Here is a 14,426-nt window from a genome sequence, read left to right as displayed (position 1 = left end):
TCCGGGGCTTGGATTTCGGCGGTATCGATTCCTCGGCGGTGTCCCTTGGGGCGCCGCCGTTTTCGTATGCCTGGAATCGTCAATCCACGGTGACCGCCCTCGCCGTAACGGGGGCTGTGTCGCATATGAGTTCATATAGTACGAGCACATGAAAAGCCTTTAAGGGCCGCTAATCTCTGGGATGTCATCGGATTGGCCACTTGGGGTGGTTTGCGGTGAATTGCAGTGGATCCCCCTTTGTGTGGCCAGAGTCGAAGGGAAGCGACGACATGTCAGCTCGCCGAATGCTCACCGGTACGTTCCTGGGGCTGGGAGCCCTGGCCCTGGCCGCCACGGCGGTCGCCCCGGCGGCCAACGCCGCGCCCGTCCCCGTGACCGGCCTCAACTGCGATGGCGATACCTACAAGTGCACGGCCAACCTGCGGTTCGGTGACGGCAGGTGGGTCGCGCAGTGGAATGTGAACGTATTCCATCAGAGCGCGGCGAGCCATCAGCGGGCCGCCCGGTCGGCGGACGCCCCGCGCGGCGCCGCGGCCCCGGTCCCGGTGACGACCCTCACCTGTGACGGGGACACCTACAAGTGCACCGCCGGGCTTCAGTTCGGTGACGGCAGGTGGGTCGCCCAGTGGAACGCCAATGTGTTCCACCAGGCCATGGCCAGTGCCGTGCCCGCCGCGTCGGCGAAGACGGTCAAGGCTCCGCGGGAAGCCGCCGCCCCGGTGCCGGTGACGGCCCTGAACTGCGACGGTGACACCTACAAGTGCACGGCCAACCTGCGGTTCGGCGACGGCGGGTGGGTCGCGCAGTGGGACGCCGGCGTCTTCCACCAGAACTGACGCTCCACCAGCAGGAGTGATCGAGGGCCCGGTGCGGGTCAACGCGCCGGGCCCGCGCGACGTTAGCCGTCCTCGAACGCCACCGGGGCCTCGAAGGCCGCACGGCGGGTGGCGCGGCGGAGGGCCTTGAGGATGGGGGTGCCGAGGGTGAGGGTGAGCACCATCGTGACCAGGGCGCGCGGCAGGTCCCAGCCCAGCGAGGTGGCCAGGCAGTACGCCACGAAGCGGGCGAGGTTCTCGCCGAGTGGGTCGCCGGGGACGTAGGAGATCCCCGAGGCCATGCCCTGCATCAGGGTCCAGCCCTGGAGGTTCATGACCGTTCCGTACGCCACGGACGCCACCGCCCCGTACCCCGCGAGCAGCAGCGACTCCGCCCGGCCGGGCGGCCGGGCGGCGCCGGGGAGCAGCCCCGCGCCCATCGCCACCCACCCCATCGCCAGCATCTGGAACGGCATCCACGGGCCCACCCCGCCCGTGAGCAGCGCGGACGCGAACATCGAGACGGCGCCGAGGACGAAGCCGAAACCGGGGCCCAGCACCCGTCCCGACAGCACCATCAGGAAGAACATCGGCTCGATCCCGGCCGTCCCTGCGCCCAGCGGCCGCAGGGCCGCCCCCGCCGCCGCCAGCACCCCGAGCATCGCGACGGCCTTGGCGTCCAGACCGGTGTCCGCGATGGTCGCCACGACCACGGCCAGCAGGAGCGGGAGCAGCGCGGCGAACAGCCAGGGCGCGTCGGCGGCGTGGGTGGTGATCCCGGAGTCGCCCGGTGCGAACAGCGGCCAGCCGAAGGCGACGGCTCCGATCGCGGAGACGAGCGCGAGCGCCGCCACCGAGCGCGGGCCGAGGCGTATGGCCTTCGTCCTGGCGCCGCGTTCCGGCTCCGTCCGGTGCGGTCCGTTTGGGGCTGTCCCGCTCGGTGCCGTCTCGCTCGGTGTTGTCCCGCTCGGTGTTGTCCCGTTCGGTGTTGTCCCGCTCATCGTGCTTCCTCCGGGGCCAGTGCCTCGCGTACCTGCGGCACCGTCAGCCACGGCAGTGGGGCCAGCACCTTGGCCACCTGGGGGGCGAAGGCGGGGGAGGAGACCACCACCTCCGCCGTGGGGCCGTCCGCGACCACCTCGCCCTCGGCCAGGATGACGACGCGGTGGGCGAGTTCGGCGGCGAGCTCCACGTCGTGGGTGGCCAGTACGGTCGCGTGGCCGTCCGCGGCCAGCCCGCGCACCACCTCCACCAGGCGCGCCTTCGCCGCGTAGTCGAGCCCGCGCGTGGGCTCGTCGAGCAGCAGCAGGGGCGGCCGGGCGGTGAGGATGACGGACAGGGCGAGCGCCAGCCGCTGCCCCTCCGACAGATCGCGCGGATGGGCGGTGTCCGCCACCTCCGGCAGCAGCCGGCCGACCAGGTCACGGCAGGTGCCGGGCGCCGCGCCCGCGTCCTGGTCGGCCGCCGCGCACTCGGCGGCGACCGTGTCCGCGTAGAGCAGATCGCGCGGCTCCTGCGGTACGAGGCCGACCTGGCGCAGCAGTTGGGCGGGGCGAGTGCGGTGCGGTACGACCCGGTCCGGGCCGACCCGCACCGAGCCCGAGGCGGGTTCGTGCAGCCCGACCAGGCTGGCCAGAAGCGTGGACTTGCCCGCGCCGTTGCGCCCCATCAGCGCCACCGTCTCGCCCGGCCGCACCGTCAGGTCCACCCCGCGCAGCGCCTCCACCCGGCCGTGGCGTACGGACAGCCGCGCCACCTCGACCACAGGCCCGCCCGGCGGCGGGTCTGCCACCAGGCGCGGGGCGAGCGGCGCCAGTCGCTCGCGCAGCGGTCCCGCCTTGCGGCGGGCGTCCCGTACGGACAGCGGCACCGGCGCCGGCCACCCCGCGAGGGCGCCCAGCGCCACCACGGGCGGCTGGACGGGCGACACCGGCAGCAGCTCGGCGGGTGCGCCGGTCAGCGGGGCGGCGCCGGGGGAGGGGAGCAGGATCATCTGGTCCGCGTACTGCGCCACGCGTTCGAGGCGGTGTTCGGCCATCAGGACCGTGGTGCCCAGGTCGTGCACCAGCCGCTGAAGCACGGCCAGCACCTCCTCGGCCGCGGCCGGGTCCAGCGCGGAGGTCGGCTCGTCGAGCACGAGGACGCGGGGGTGGGTGGTGAGCACCGAGCCGATCGCCACGCGCTGCCGCTGCCCACCGGAGAGCGTGGCGATGGGACGGTCCCGCAGCTCGGCGAGTCCCAGCAGGTCCAGCGTCTCCTCGACCCGGCGGCGCATGGTGTCCGGGGCGATGCCGAGCGACTCCATGCCGTACGCCAGCTCGTCCTCGACGGTGTCGGTGACGAAGTGCGCGAGCGGATCCTGGCCCACGGTGCCGACGACGTCGGCGAGTTCACGCGGCTTGTGGGTACGGGTGTCCCGGCCCGCGACGGTGACGCGGCCGCGCAGGGTGCCACCGGTGAAATGCGGTACGAGACCGGAGACGGCCCCGAGGAGTGTCGACTTACCGACCCCGGACGGGCCCACGAGCAGACACAGCTCGCCCTCGGGGACGGTCAGCTCCACCCCCGCGAGGGCGGGCCGCGCCGCGCCGTCGTAGTGGACCGACACCTGCTCGAAGCGGATCACTGCGTGGCCTCCTCGGGCCCCGCCTCGGCTCGCGCATCGCCTTGGGCGCGGGGCGGGGTGTGTGCGGTGGGGTGAGTCTCGGGGTTTGGGGACGGATCCGTGGCCGCGTCGTCGGGGCGCGGGTGCCGCTTGGCCGGGGACCGGGTGTCGGGGCCGGGGGATTCCGGGCGCTGCCGGTCCCGGGCGTGGGCCGGTTTGGTGGGGGCGTCTTCCGGCGGGGCCGGTTCGCGGGCTGGTTCGCGGGCCGGTGTCGCTGTCGGTGCCGGGGACGCGACGGCCGGGAGCAGGCCCAGGAGCACCGCCGCCGCGGGCCACAGCGGCAGGGTCGGGGTGGCGAGCGGGACGACCGATGGCTGGAGGGCCTCCGGGGCGTAGGAGGCGGCCCGGATCATCAGTGCCGCGACCGCCGCCCCCGACCCCGCCACCAGCCACGCCCGTACGCCCCAGCGGTCCGGGCGGTAGCGGCTGCGCACCGAGCGGCGGCCGCCCAGCCACAGCCCGCCGAGCGCGGCGGCGAGTCCGGCGAGCAGCAGCGGCAGACCGTAGCCTGCGCCCTCGGCGGCGAGCAGGCCGTACGTGCCGCAGCACACGCCGAGCAGCCCGCCCAGCGTCAGCGCGGTGGTGGTACGGGCGACGGCGGGCGGGACCTGGGCGGTGCGGCCGTAGCCACGCGCGTCCATGGCCGCCGCCAGGGCCACCGAGCGTTCCAACGCGCCTTCCAGCACCGGCAGTCCGACCTGGAGCAGCGCCTTCACCCCGCGGTCGGGGCGGCCGCGCAGCCTGCGGGCGGAGCGCAGCCGCTGCACGTCCGCCACCAGATGGGGCGCGAAGGTCATCGCCACGACGACCGCGACCCCGGCCTCGTAGAGCGCGCCGGGCAGCGACTTGAGCAGCCGCGCCGGGCTGGCGAGGGCGTTCGCGGCGCCGACGCAGATCAGCAGGGTGGCCAGCCGCAGCCCGTCGTACAGCGCGAACACCAGCCCCTCGGCCGACACCCGGCCGCCGATGCGGACCCCCTGTGCCCAGTGGGGCAGCGGGACTTCGGGGAGCGTGAAGAGCACCCGCGTCCCGGGGATCGGCGAGCCGAAGAAGACCGCGAAGAACAGCCGGATGGCCAGCACGACGAGACCGAGCTTGAGGAACGCGGTGTACGAGCGGGCCCATGGCGCGTCCGTGCGCCGTACGGCCACCACATAGCCCGCGACCGCGATCAGCAGCCCGAGCAGCAGCGGGTTGGTGGTCCGGGACGCGGCCGTGGCCAGCCCGAGCGCCCACAGCCACCAGGCCCCGGCGTGTAGGGCGCTTCCGCCGCGCGGGGTACCGCCAGTTGGCCGGGCGCGGAACCCGACGCCCCGGTGGCGCGGGGCGGTGGCCTCGGGCGTGGTGCGCGGTGCCATGGCGGTCTTCCGTGCGCTCATCCGCGACGGCGGCGCGCCTGCCAGACCGCCGCGGCGCCGAGCAGCACGACGGCGGCGAGCCCGCCGATCAGCCCGGCCGAGGGGCCCGAGCCGCCGTCGCCCGCCTTGCCGCCGTCCCCCTTCGGGGCGGCGTGGGCGTCCACGGAGGTGCTCACCTTGTCCCCGCAGCCCGTCTCCGGATAGCCGGAGATGGCGCAGAGCAGCGCGGCGGAGTTGTAGCGCAGCGGCTTCGCGACGGCGGCGAGTGCCTCCCCGGCGGACACGTCCTCGCCGACCCGTGCGCACTCGGTACGGGGCGCGGGCGGCGTCCGGCGGTCGGGTGCGTCGGTGGCCGTACCGAAGTCGATGACCACCGCGACCCGTTTGGTGCCGTCCGTGGCCGGGGTGTCGGCGCAGACGGCGGCGAAATCGGCCATGCCGCGCGGCCGGGTGGCGTCGTCGGAGTCCTCGCTGACCGCGAAGCGGAAGCCGATCATGTCGCCATCGCCGGGCCGCGCCGAGGAGGGCCCCTGCGTGGCATAGCTCCAACTGCCGCCGTCCCCGCCCCGCTGCCAGAACGACCAGTAGCGGTACCCGTCCGCGGCCTGCGCGGGCGCCGCGCAGGCCATCGCGAGAAGGGCCACGACGGGCAGCACCGAGGCGACGGCGGACAGCGAGAACCGGGCCGCGCGGCCGCACCGGGCGAAACGCGCGCGGGTGCGGGTGCGGGTGTGCGGGACCGAAGCCGCGTCCGTGTGCGGGGCCGTGGCCGCCGGCGCGTGCAGGGGCGACGCTGCCTGGGCGTGCGTGGGGGGAGCCGCGTCCGCGCGCCGGGCCTGGGCCGTGCGGGCGGGCGGTACCGGTGCCGAGGAGGCATACCGGACCCGTGCCGCGCGGGTGCGCGGGACCGAGGCCGCGCCGGTGCGCGGGGCCGAAGCCGCGCCGGTGCGGACCGGTGCCACATATGCACGCGGGCTCAAAGCTGTCGCCTCTTCCGGCCGCTCAGCAGGAAGCCGATGCCCATGCCGGCGACCGCGCAGACGCCGACCGTCCACCAGACGCCGCCGACCCCGCCGCCGTCGTCGTCCTTCTTCTCCTCGCTCTTGCCGTTCCCGTCCGACTCCGCGCCCGGGGCCGCCGCCTCGGGCTTCGGGCCGGTGGCGTTGAGCTGCTTGACGAGGTCGGCGCCGCCGAAGTCGCGGGGGTCGGCGCCGGCCGCGTGGGCCGCGAGGATCAGTTTGGCGAGGGCGCCGGGGTCGCCCTTGGCCCAGGCCGCCGCGCCGCTGTCCTTGCTCTGGAGCCACTGGAGGGGCTTGCCCGCGGCCGCGCTGTGCTCCCCGGCGGCGAGCGCCACCACCGCGTCGGCCGTGCCGCCGAAGTCGGGCTGGTCCTTGGCACCGGGCATCGCGGACTTCAGGTGCGCATCGGTGTCGGACATGACGCGGGTGAGGTGGGCCAGGGCGGCCTCGGCGGCGTCCTTCGGGGCGTCGGCCCCGTCCTTCCCCTTCTCACAGCGCAGCGGCTTCGGCTCGGCGCCGCCGTCCTTGCCGACGGTCTCGAAGACGAACCCCTTGCCCTGCGCGGCCAGCGCGGCGCTCGCGGTGGCCAGTTCATTGGCGACGGGCTTGCCCTTGGCGGCGGTGTACGCGAATGCCCCGCGCTCCTCGGCCTTCGCCGAGCAGTCCAGTTGCAGGCCGAGCAGCGCGTCGTACGGGGTCTTGCCGCCCTCGCCCGCGGCCCCCTTGTCCACAGCCCCCTCGCCCGCGGCTCCCTTGCCCGCGGCCGACGTCACCTTCGCCGGGTCCTGGCCGGTGGCGGCGAAGGCGCCGATCGCCGCCGCCGTGGAGTTGGCGTCGCTCGGGCCGCCCGGGTTCATGCCCCAGCCGCCGTCCGCGTTCTGGTGGCGCTTCAGCCAGCCGATGCCCTTCTCCACGGTGCCGGAACGGCCGCCCACCGCGGCCAGCGCCTGGACCGCCGCCGCCGTCGCGTCCGTGAACTCGCCCTTCTCCGGGTCGCACGCCTTGGACGTATCCGCGCGGTACGCCGCGAAGCCGCCGTCCGCGCACCCCTGTCCCGCCAGCCAGTCGACGGCCGACTTCGCCGGGGTGACGCCCACCGCGTCCTGGGCCAGCAGCGCCAGCGACTGCCGCCACACCCCGTCGAACTTCGGGTCCTTGGCGCCGTAGAGCCCCTCGGCCCGTCCGCCCTGGCCGTCGTCGGCCACGGCGGCAGGCGCGGCGGCCGCGCCCAGTGCGGCGCAGAGGGAAAGAGCCGCCACGCTGCGGCGAATGTTCATGGCTGTGGTGCCTCTCGGTCGGTGGACGGGCGCACGCAGCCGCGCACGGCCGTCCAGCCGCGCCGCACGCGGAACGCTCCGCGGCACGCCTGGCACCCGGCTCAGCTCCGCATACCTCGACGGTGCCGCCACCGGTCGTCCGGCGGCGGGAGCCTGCGTCGTCGCGCCCGCCCGGGTGTTCCGGCTCCTGCGCCCCACGGGGCGCGCTCACGGTTGCGGGTCAGCGCCGGAATCACACCGGCTTCCCCCGATCGGACGCGTATGAAGTTTACGGACAGCTTATCCGCCGACTTGTCGGCCGCCCTCAGCCGCCCTCAGCCGCCCACCGCTCACTGTCGCCGAAACGGCCGTCACCCCGGACGACCGCGAGACAGCGCGTCGTCGTGCCGTCCTCCTCCTCGATATCACGTCGGTGTGTGAAACCGAGCCGGGTGAGCAGGGTCAGCGACGCCTCGTTGGCCGCCATCACGGTGGCGTGCACCTCGCTCAGCCCGAGCGTGCCGAAGCCGTGGCCGACGATCGCCCCGGTCAGCTCGGTCCCCAGGCCGCGCCCCCACGCCTCCGGCGCCAGCGCGTAGACGATCTCGTGGCCGCCGACGACCTCGGTCGGCTTGATCTCGGCATGGCCGACGTACCGGCCGTCCTCGCGGACGGCCCATACGTCGAACAGCCGCCGGGCGTAGACCTTGGTGAAGATCCGTCCGAACAGCGCCCGGTCCTCGGCCTCCGGGGTGAGCCTCCCGTCCCCCAGCCAGCGGCACACCCGCCGGTCCTGGAACAGGGCCACGAAGGCGTCCTCGTCCTCGGGCCGGTACGGCTCGAGCAGCAGGCGCGCGGTGCGCAGCGTCGGGGTCATGCGCCGCGACGCTACGCGGCCGGGCACCACCCGGCAATCCGACAACTCGGGCCCGACAGCTTCCGCTATCCGCGGCGCCACCACTGGGCCAGGGACTTCCACCAGCGGCGTCGGGCCTCGTGCTCGGCGCCGGAATCGGGCGCCGGTCGCGGCTCCGTGGTGGTGGACGCGGTGGCCGGGGTTTCGCCGGAGCCGTCGTTCGGGGTGTCCGCGCGGGTGACCGTGGGTGTGCGGCCCACGGCGCCCGAGATGGCCGCGGTCGCCGCCGCCGCCATCTCGGCCAGTGCCTCGTCGGACTTGGCGGCGGTCCGGGGGAAGCGCACCGGCAGGGCGGCCAGGGCCCGGTGGAAGGGGCCGGGGCGCCACTCCAGCTTCTCGGCGGGGACGGCGAGTTCGAGATCGGGCAGGCGGTCGAGCAGTTTCTCGATGGCGACGGAGGCGATCAGCTGGGCCGGGTCCTTCGCGGGGCAGGTGTGCGGGCCCGCGCTCCACGCCAGATGGGCCCGGTTGCCGCGCCGGTTGGACAGCAGGTACGGGTCGTTGTTGGCGGCGGCCAGGCTGATGACGACGGGGTCGCCCTTGGGCAGCCGGTGTCCGTCGACCGTGACGTCATGGCGCGGGTAGTGGACGCAGAAGTTGGCCAGCGGCGGGTCCTTCCACAGGACCTCGTTGAGCGCGTCCTCGATCAGCATGGTGCCGCCCGCGAGATCGCCCCGGAACCGTTCGTCGGAGAGCAGGAGCAACAGCCCGTTGCAGATCAGGTTCTGCTGGGGCTGGGTGCCCGCGCCGACGAGGACGACGATCTGGTGGATCAGTTCCTCGTCGGTGAGCTCGGCGGGGTGGGCGATCAGCCAGGACGTCATGTCCGGGCCCGGATTCTCCCGTTTGAGGGCGATGAGCTGGAAGAGGGTCTCCGCGAGGAGCGCGTTGGCCTGCTCGGAGTCCTCGGTGACGTCGAAGAGCGCCGAGAGCGCCCGGACCAGCTTGTCGCTCAGCTCGGGCGGGCAGCCGAAGAGCTGGTTGAAGACGAGCAGGGGGAGCCGGGCGGAGTACTCCTTGAGCAGATCGGCCTCGCCCCTGGGGCCGAAGAGGTCGATCAGGAAGTCGGCGCTCCGCTCCACGTAGCGGCGCAGCGCGTGGATGTCCAGGCGGTCGAGGGTGTCGGAGATCGCCGCGCGCAGCCGGTGATGCTCCTCGCCGTCGCTGCACAGCGCGTTCGGCCGGTACATCATCATCGGCACCACGGGGTTGTCCATGGGGATGGTGCCATCGGTGAGCGCCTGCCAGTGGCGCGCGTCCTTGGAGAACGTCTCGGGGCCGCGCAGGATGTCCAGCGCGGTCTGATAGCTGGTGACGAGCGAGACGGGGACGCCGGGCGCCAGCTCCACCGGCGCGATCCGCCCGTGTGCCCGCAGCCGGGCGTAGGTGGCGGACGGGTCGGCGGCGAACTCGGGGCCGTGCAGCGACTCGAGCCCTGCCCCGGTCGGGGCCTGGCCGGAGTGCGCGGGGCAGCCCGGGGGCGGCGCCGGGGCGGCCGTCGGACCTGGAGTCGGGTCGGAATCGCGGGTGGGGCTCGTCACGCATGCTCCTGCTGATACGGCTGTCACGGGGGTGTGCGCGGGTGTGCGCCAGGCCGGGTAAGGCTAGCTTCCGGTTCGTCGGACCGGCACCCCATACGTCACTCAAATCGCTTGGTACATCACCGGATTGCTACCCGGCACCGCCTCCGCCCTGCCCAGCTTCACCAGCCGGCGCACGTGCGCCTCCGCCTCCGAGACCGCGATATTGCGGGAGCCGAAGGGGATCTGCTCCCACGGGCGGTTCCACTCCATGGCCTCGGCGAGCCGCCACGGGGTGAGCGGAGTGGTGAGCAGCGCCAGCAGCCCGGCCAGCCGCTCCTCATGGTGGTCCAGCAGCGCGCGCACCCGCGCCGGGGCGTCGGTGAAGGCGTACTGATGGGCGGGGAGCACCTCGGCCGGGGCGAGCGCGGCGACGCGTTCGAGGGAGTCGAGGTAGTCGCCGAGGGGGTCGGTGACGGTCATGTCGTCGGGGTCCTCGTAGAGCCCGATATGGGGGGTGATCTCGGGCAGCAGATGGTCACCGGAGAACAGACGGCCATGGCCGGGCGGGCCCTCCCCGGCCGCCGGATGGGCCTCTTCGAGGTGGAGGCAGACATGGCCGGGGGTGTGGCCGGGGGTCCAGATCGCCCGCAGCCGGCGGCCCGCCAGATCGAGGAGCTCACCGGGGACGATCTCGCGGTCGGGGAGCGCGGCCCGCTGCCCCGGGAGGTTCGTACGGCCGGACGCGCGGGTGGCGCGCAGCGGGGCCAGATGCTCCTCGGGCGCCCCGGCCGCGGCGAGCTTCTCCTCCAGATAGTCCAGCCAGCGGGAGGGCTCGGCCTCCCGGGTGCGCCGGACGACCTGGGCGTCGGCGGTGTGCATGGCGATCCACGCCCCGGACGCCTCCCGCACCTGGCCGGACAGCCCGTGGTGGTCGGGATGGTGATGGGTGACGAGGACGCCGTGGACGTCGGAGACGGAGGCGCCGCACGCGGCGAGCCCGGCGGTGAGGGTGTCCCAGGCCGTGGGGTCGTCCCAGCCGGTGTCGATCAGGACCGGGCCGCGATCGGTGTCGAGGAGGTGGACCAGGGTGTGCCCGAGCGGGTTGTCGGGGATCGGGACCGGGATGCTCCACACTCCACCGCCATGGTCGGTCACCCGTGTCACCCGCGTCGCCCGCGTCACCTGCGCCATCGGCTCCCCCTCTCCTCGACACAAGGATTGCCCACTATAGCTAGAACTGGTATCAGTTCTGATGCAGCGTCAGATATTCGCTGCCTCCCATGGCGTCGGCCGGAAGGCATCAGCGATGAACGACCTCATCGAGCACGGGCAGCTCTTCATCGGCGGCGCGCTGGCCGATCCGGCGGGCGAGGACACCATCGAGGTCGTCTCGCCGCACACCGAGCAGATCATCGGCCGGGTGCCGCACGCCTCCCGCGCCGATGTGGAGCGGGCGGTCGCGGCGGCGCGTACGGCGTTCGACGAGGGCCCCTGGGCCCGGACGAGCCTGGACGAGCGGATCGCGGTGGTCACCCGGATCAAGGACGCCATCGCCGTACGCCATGAGGAGATCGCCCGGGTCATCAGCGCGCAGAACGGCTCCCCGTACTCCTGGAGCGTCCTCGCCCAGGCGCTCGGCGCGATGATGGTGTGGGACGCGGCCATCACCGTGGCCCGCGACTTCGTCTTCGAGGAGCGGCGGGCCGGGGTGCTCGGCCCGCTGCTGGTGCGGCGGGAGCCGGTCGGGGTGGTCGCGGCCGTGGTGCCGTGGAACGTACCGCAGTTCGTGGCCGCCGCGAAGCTGGCGCCCGCGCTGCTCGCGGGGTGCGCGGTGATCCTCAAGCCGTCGCCCGAGACACCGCTGGACTCCTACATCCTGGCGGAGATCGCGGCCGAGGCGGGGCTGCCCGAGGGGGTGCTGTCGATCCTTCCGGCCGACCGCGAGGTCAGCGAGTACCTGGTCGGCCACCCGGGCGTGGACAAGGTGTCGTTCACCGGCTCGGTCGCGGCCGGCAAGCGGGTGATGGAGGTGGCCTCGCGCCAGCTGACCCGGGTCACGCTGGAGCTGGGCGGCAAGTCGGCCGCGGTGATCCTGCCGGACGCGGACCTGGAGGCGGCCGTCGCCGGGATCGTGCCCAACGCCTGGATGAACAACGGTCAGGCGTGTGTGGCCCAGACCCGGATCCTCGCGCCGCGCGCCCGCTACGACGAGATCGCCGAGCGGTTCGCCGCCGCCGCCTCCGCCCTGGTCGTCGGCGACCCGCTGGATCCGGCCACCCAGGTGGGGCCCCTGGTGGCGCGGCGGCAGCAGAAGCGGTCGCTGGACTACATCGCGCTGGGCCAGCGGGAGGGCGCCAAGGTGCTGACCGGCGGCGGCCGTCCGGAGGCCCAGGAGACCGGCTGGTACGTGGAGCCCACGCTCTTCGGCGACGTCGGCAACGACATGCGGATCGCCCGTGAGGAGATCTTCGGCCCGGTGATCTGTCTGCTGCCGTACGGGGACGAGGAGGAGGCGGCCCGGATCGCCAATGACTCCGAGTACGGGCTGTCCGGCTCCGTCTGGACGGCGGACGTCGGGCACGGCATCGACTTCGCGCGGCGCGTCCGCACCGGCACCTACTCGGTCAACACCTTCAGCCTCGACATGCTCGGGCCGTTCGGCGGCTACAAGAACTCCGGTCTGGGCAGGGAGTTCGGCCCGGAGGGGTTCTCCGCGTACCTGGAGCACAAGATGATCCACCTGCCCCAGGGCTGGGACGGGGAGCCGAGCTGATGGGGGACCGCTGGCGGATCGAGGTGGACCGCGGCGTGTGCATCGGCTCGGGGATGTGCGTGAGCACCGCCCCCGGCGGCTTCCGGCTCGACGGGGCGCGGCAGTCGCATCCGGTCGAGACGGAGACCGACGCCTCCGAGGCGGTGCTGGCGGCGGCCGAGGGCTGCCCGGTCGAGGCGATCGCCATCCGGCTGTCGGAAACCGGTGAACAGGTCTTTCCCCCCGACGAGTAGCTCTCCTGGCCGCCGTTGGCGGGGCCTGACCCCGCCGGCCGCCGGGCCGGCGGCCCCCGTACCGCGATCTCAGACCCAGCCCTCGCACTGCGATATCCGTATGGCGTCCACGCGGTTGCGCGCCCCGGTCTTCCGGGTGATCGCGGCCAGGTAGTTGCGGATCGTCCCGGTGGACAGATGCAGCGTACGGGCGATCTCCGGTATGGAGGCGCCGTCGGCGGCCAGCGACAGCACGCCCAACTCCCGCTCGGTCAGCGGGATCTTGGCCGCCTGGAGGAAGCCGTAGCCGAGCGCGTCGTCCACGTACCGCTCCTTCTTCGCCACCTGCCGTATGGCCTCGACCAGCCGTTGCGGCGGTGCGTCCTTGTCCACGTAGCCGAGCGCCCGGGCCTCATGCGCGCGGCGCAGTGGGCCCGGCCGCTCCGAGTTGACCAGTACCAGCAGCCCGCAGTCCCCGCCCTCCCGAGAGGCGGCGGCCACGAACTTCCCCCACTCGCCCTTCCGTGCCGCCTTGTCGGCCGCCGGGCTGTCCGTGTCCACCACGCACACCTGCGGCTGCAAGGAACGGGCCCTGCTACGCGCGTCGCGCCAGGAGCACGCTGCCGCCTCGATGTCTGGTTCGGCCCCTATCACGGATGCCAGGGCCGATCTCAGCAATCCTGACTCGTGTACCAGAAGTAACCGGATCACGAACTTCTCCACCCCCCACGATGCGTTTCTCTCGTCGCGCGCCGTTGTCGCTCTGTCGCGCGCCGTTCATGAATACCGGGATTGGGCAGGGGCTGAACGCGGAATTTGAGCCAATGGGGGGCGCGAGGGCGCATAAACCCCGTCCAGGAGCTCGAAGGGGCGCAAGAATTGGCGCGCGCGCCCCTTGTTGTGCCGTCCGGTTGCGCCGTCCGTCCGGCTAGCGGGCCGCCGTCTGTCCGGCTAGTGGGGCGGGGTCGGGGCGGCTAGCGGGCCGGGGGCGGGGCGGTGAGGTCGATCAGACGGCAGACGGTCTCGATGTCGATCTTCACCTGGGCGATCGAGGCACGCCCGGAGAGCCAGGTGATCAGCGCCGAGTGCCAGGTGTGCTCGATGACGCGGACCGCCGAGAGCTGCTCGGCCGTCGGAGCCTCGTCCAAGCCCATCGCGTCGAGGATGATCGCGGTGGTGAGCCGGGAGACCGTGTCCACCTCCGGGCTGACCGACCGGTCGGCGAAGGTGAGCGCGCGCACCATCGCATCGGCCAGATGGGGTTCGCGCTGGAGCGCGCGGAAGGCGCGCATCAGCGTCTGGGCGACCCGGGCGGCCGGTTCCTCCTCGGTCGGCGGCCGCTTGCGCAGCGTCTCGTGCATGTGCTGGAGCTGATCCTGCATCGTGGCGACCAGCAGATGGACCTTGGAGGGGAAGTAGCGGTAGAGGGTGCCGAGCGCCACCCCGGAGTTCTCCGCGACCTCGCGCATCTGGACCGCGTCGAAGCCGCCCCGGCTGGCCAGCCGGGCGCTGGCGTGCAGGATGCGCCGGCGGCGCGCCTCCTGCCGCTCGGTCAGCTGGAGGGCGGCCGGCTTGACTTCTGCGGTCATTTGTCCCACTTCGAATGTGTTGCGTCTGCGGGTCGGCGACAAGCGGACATCGTGCATGATGGCAGGACCGTCCCGGGCCTGCGAGTCACTGGAACTCGTTCTAGGCTAGCGCGGGTCCCTCGTGAAGCGCCCGTGTCCGCGCAGTTGAGACAGGTTGCTGCCGCGCGGCGCCCGCGGTCGCGTCGGCGGGGGCTTGCGCCCGGTGCGCACCCCGGCCGTCAACTTCTCCTCAGGTCCCGGCTACCGAGTGGTAGGGATCACCTGCCCCGGCCCTGGAGAGGTCACCGGGGGCAGGTATCT

At 73.5% G+C, this 14,426-nt stretch carries 13 protein-coding genes and 1 riboswitch; of the genes, 3 read left to right on the top strand and 10 right to left on the bottom strand.

Going from position 1 to position 14,426, the window contains the following annotated elements:
• Window positions 1-269 precede the first annotated feature (269 nt).
• Complete coding sequence (locus ACT2CW_RS40210) at window positions 270-836, top strand: hypothetical protein (protein ID WP_445520166.1); 567 nt, start codon at window positions 270-272, stop codon at window positions 834-836.
• A gap of 62 nt (window positions 837-898) precedes the next feature.
• Here ACT2CW_RS40210 and ACT2CW_RS40205 read toward each other — a convergent pair whose 3' ends face one another.
• The 8 genes from ACT2CW_RS40205 to ACT2CW_RS40170 form a co-directional block, all read right to left on the bottom strand.
• Window positions 899-1,816 carry an ECF transporter S component gene (locus ACT2CW_RS40205; RefSeq protein ID WP_445520165.1) on the bottom strand — a complete coding sequence of 306 codons (918 nt, stop codon included), beginning with the start codon at window positions 1,814-1,816 and terminating at the stop codon, window positions 899-901.
• Complete coding sequence (locus ACT2CW_RS40200; RefSeq protein WP_445520164.1) at window positions 1,813-3,441, bottom strand: ABC transporter ATP-binding protein; 1,629 nt, start codon at window positions 3,439-3,441, stop codon at window positions 1,813-1,815. Before ACT2CW_RS40200 ends, ACT2CW_RS40205 begins: the two co-directional genes overlap by 4 nt.
• The gene (locus ACT2CW_RS40195; RefSeq protein WP_445520163.1) at window positions 3,438-4,838 is read right to left on the bottom strand and encodes a CbiQ family ECF transporter T component; all 1,401 of its coding nucleotides are present in this window, start codon (window positions 4,836-4,838) and stop codon (window positions 3,438-3,440) included. Before ACT2CW_RS40195 ends, ACT2CW_RS40200 begins: the two co-directional genes overlap by 4 nt.
• Before the next feature lie 17 nt (window positions 4,839-4,855).
• The gene (locus ACT2CW_RS40190) at window positions 4,856-5,467 is read right to left on the bottom strand and encodes an SCO2322 family protein (RefSeq protein ID WP_445520269.1); all 612 of its coding nucleotides are present in this window, start codon (window positions 5,465-5,467) and stop codon (window positions 4,856-4,858) included.
• Between the two features lie 347 nt (window positions 5,468-5,814).
• A complete protein-coding gene (locus ACT2CW_RS40185; RefSeq protein WP_445520162.1) occupies window positions 5,815-7,134 on the bottom strand; it encodes a prenyltransferase/squalene oxidase repeat-containing protein in 1,320 nt (439 codons plus the stop codon).
• A gap of 173 nt (window positions 7,135-7,307) precedes the next feature.
• Window positions 7,308-7,382, bottom strand: a riboswitch (cobalamin riboswitch).
• A gap of 56 nt (window positions 7,383-7,438) precedes the next feature.
• On the bottom strand, window positions 7,439-7,990 hold the full coding sequence (locus tag ACT2CW_RS40180) for a GNAT family N-acetyltransferase (RefSeq protein ID WP_445520161.1): 552 nt from the start codon (window positions 7,988-7,990) through the stop codon (window positions 7,439-7,441).
• Window positions 7,991-8,055: 65 nt separating this feature from the next.
• Complete coding sequence (locus ACT2CW_RS40175) at window positions 8,056-9,570, bottom strand: cytochrome P450 (protein ID WP_445520160.1); 1,515 nt, start codon at window positions 9,568-9,570, stop codon at window positions 8,056-8,058.
• 102 nt (window positions 9,571-9,672) lie between these two features.
• Entirely contained in the window at window positions 9,673-10,743 is a 1,071-nt protein-coding gene (locus ACT2CW_RS40170) for an MBL fold metallo-hydrolase (RefSeq protein WP_445520159.1), read from the bottom strand.
• 115 nt (window positions 10,744-10,858) lie between these two features.
• Between ACT2CW_RS40170 and ACT2CW_RS40165 the strand changes: the two genes are divergently transcribed.
• Together ACT2CW_RS40165 and ACT2CW_RS40160 are read left to right on the top strand one after the other, a co-directional pair.
• Entirely contained in the window at window positions 10,859-12,325 is a 1,467-nt protein-coding gene (locus ACT2CW_RS40165) for an aldehyde dehydrogenase (RefSeq protein ID WP_445520158.1), read from the top strand.
• Window positions 12,325-12,558: a ferredoxin gene (locus ACT2CW_RS40160; protein ID WP_164430484.1), complete on the top strand. Its 234-nt coding sequence runs from the start codon at window positions 12,325-12,327 to the stop codon at window positions 12,556-12,558. The genes ACT2CW_RS40165 and ACT2CW_RS40160 overlap by 1 nt, the downstream gene beginning before the upstream one ends.
• 69 nt (window positions 12,559-12,627) lie before the next feature.
• Here the strand turns inward: ACT2CW_RS40160 and ACT2CW_RS40155 are convergent, their stop codons facing one another.
• A complete protein-coding gene (locus tag ACT2CW_RS40155; RefSeq protein ID WP_182470612.1) occupies window positions 12,628-13,248 on the bottom strand; it encodes a response regulator transcription factor in 621 nt (206 codons plus the stop codon).
• A gap of 263 nt (window positions 13,249-13,511) precedes the next feature.
• Window positions 13,512-14,126 carry a TetR family transcriptional regulator gene (locus ACT2CW_RS40150; protein ID WP_445520157.1) on the bottom strand — a complete coding sequence of 205 codons (615 nt, stop codon included), beginning with the start codon at window positions 14,124-14,126 and terminating at the stop codon, window positions 13,512-13,514.
• Between the last annotated feature and the right edge of the window lie 300 nt (window positions 14,127-14,426).

This window comes from Streptomyces sp. NEAU-174, from assembly GCF_052665095.1.
The sequence above is the reverse complement of the archived record's forward strand: the minus strand, read 5'-3'. Positions and strand labels throughout refer to the sequence as shown.

What these genes read in the sequence shown, in the direction of transcription:
- ACT2CW_RS40210 (WP_445520166.1), top strand. Translation starts at nt 270, where the DNA reads ATGTCAGCTCGCCGAATGCTCACCGGTACGTTCCTGGGGCTGGGAGCC.
- ACT2CW_RS40185 (WP_445520162.1), bottom strand. Translation starts at nt 7,134, where the DNA reads ATGAACATTCGCCGCAGCGTGGCGGCTCTTTCCCTCTGCGCCGCACTG.
- ACT2CW_RS40180 (WP_445520161.1), bottom strand. Translation starts at nt 7,990, where the DNA reads ATGACCCCGACGCTGCGCACCGCGCGCCTGCTGCTCGAGCCGTACCGG.
- ACT2CW_RS40165 (WP_445520158.1), top strand. Translation starts at nt 10,859, where the DNA reads ATGAACGACCTCATCGAGCACGGGCAGCTCTTCATCGGCGGCGCGCTG.
- ACT2CW_RS40190 (WP_445520269.1), bottom strand. Translation starts at nt 5,467, where the DNA reads ATGGCCTGCGCGGCGCCCGCGCAGGCCGCGGACGGGTACCGCTACTGG.
- ACT2CW_RS40160 (WP_164430484.1), top strand. Translation starts at nt 12,325, where the DNA reads ATGGGGGACCGCTGGCGGATCGAGGTGGACCGCGGCGTGTGCATCGGC.
- ACT2CW_RS40195 (WP_445520163.1), bottom strand. Translation starts at nt 4,838, where the DNA reads ATGGCACCGCGCACCACGCCCGAGGCCACCGCCCCGCGCCACCGGGGC.
- ACT2CW_RS40205 (WP_445520165.1), bottom strand. Translation starts at nt 1,816, where the DNA reads ATGAGCGGGACAACACCGAACGGGACAACACCGAGCGGGACAACACCG.
- ACT2CW_RS40150 (WP_445520157.1), bottom strand. Translation starts at nt 14,126, where the DNA reads ATGACCGCAGAAGTCAAGCCGGCCGCCCTCCAGCTGACCGAGCGGCAG.
- ACT2CW_RS40170 (WP_445520159.1), bottom strand. Translation starts at nt 10,743, where the DNA reads ATGGCGCAGGTGACGCGGGCGACGCGGGTGACACGGGTGACCGACCAT.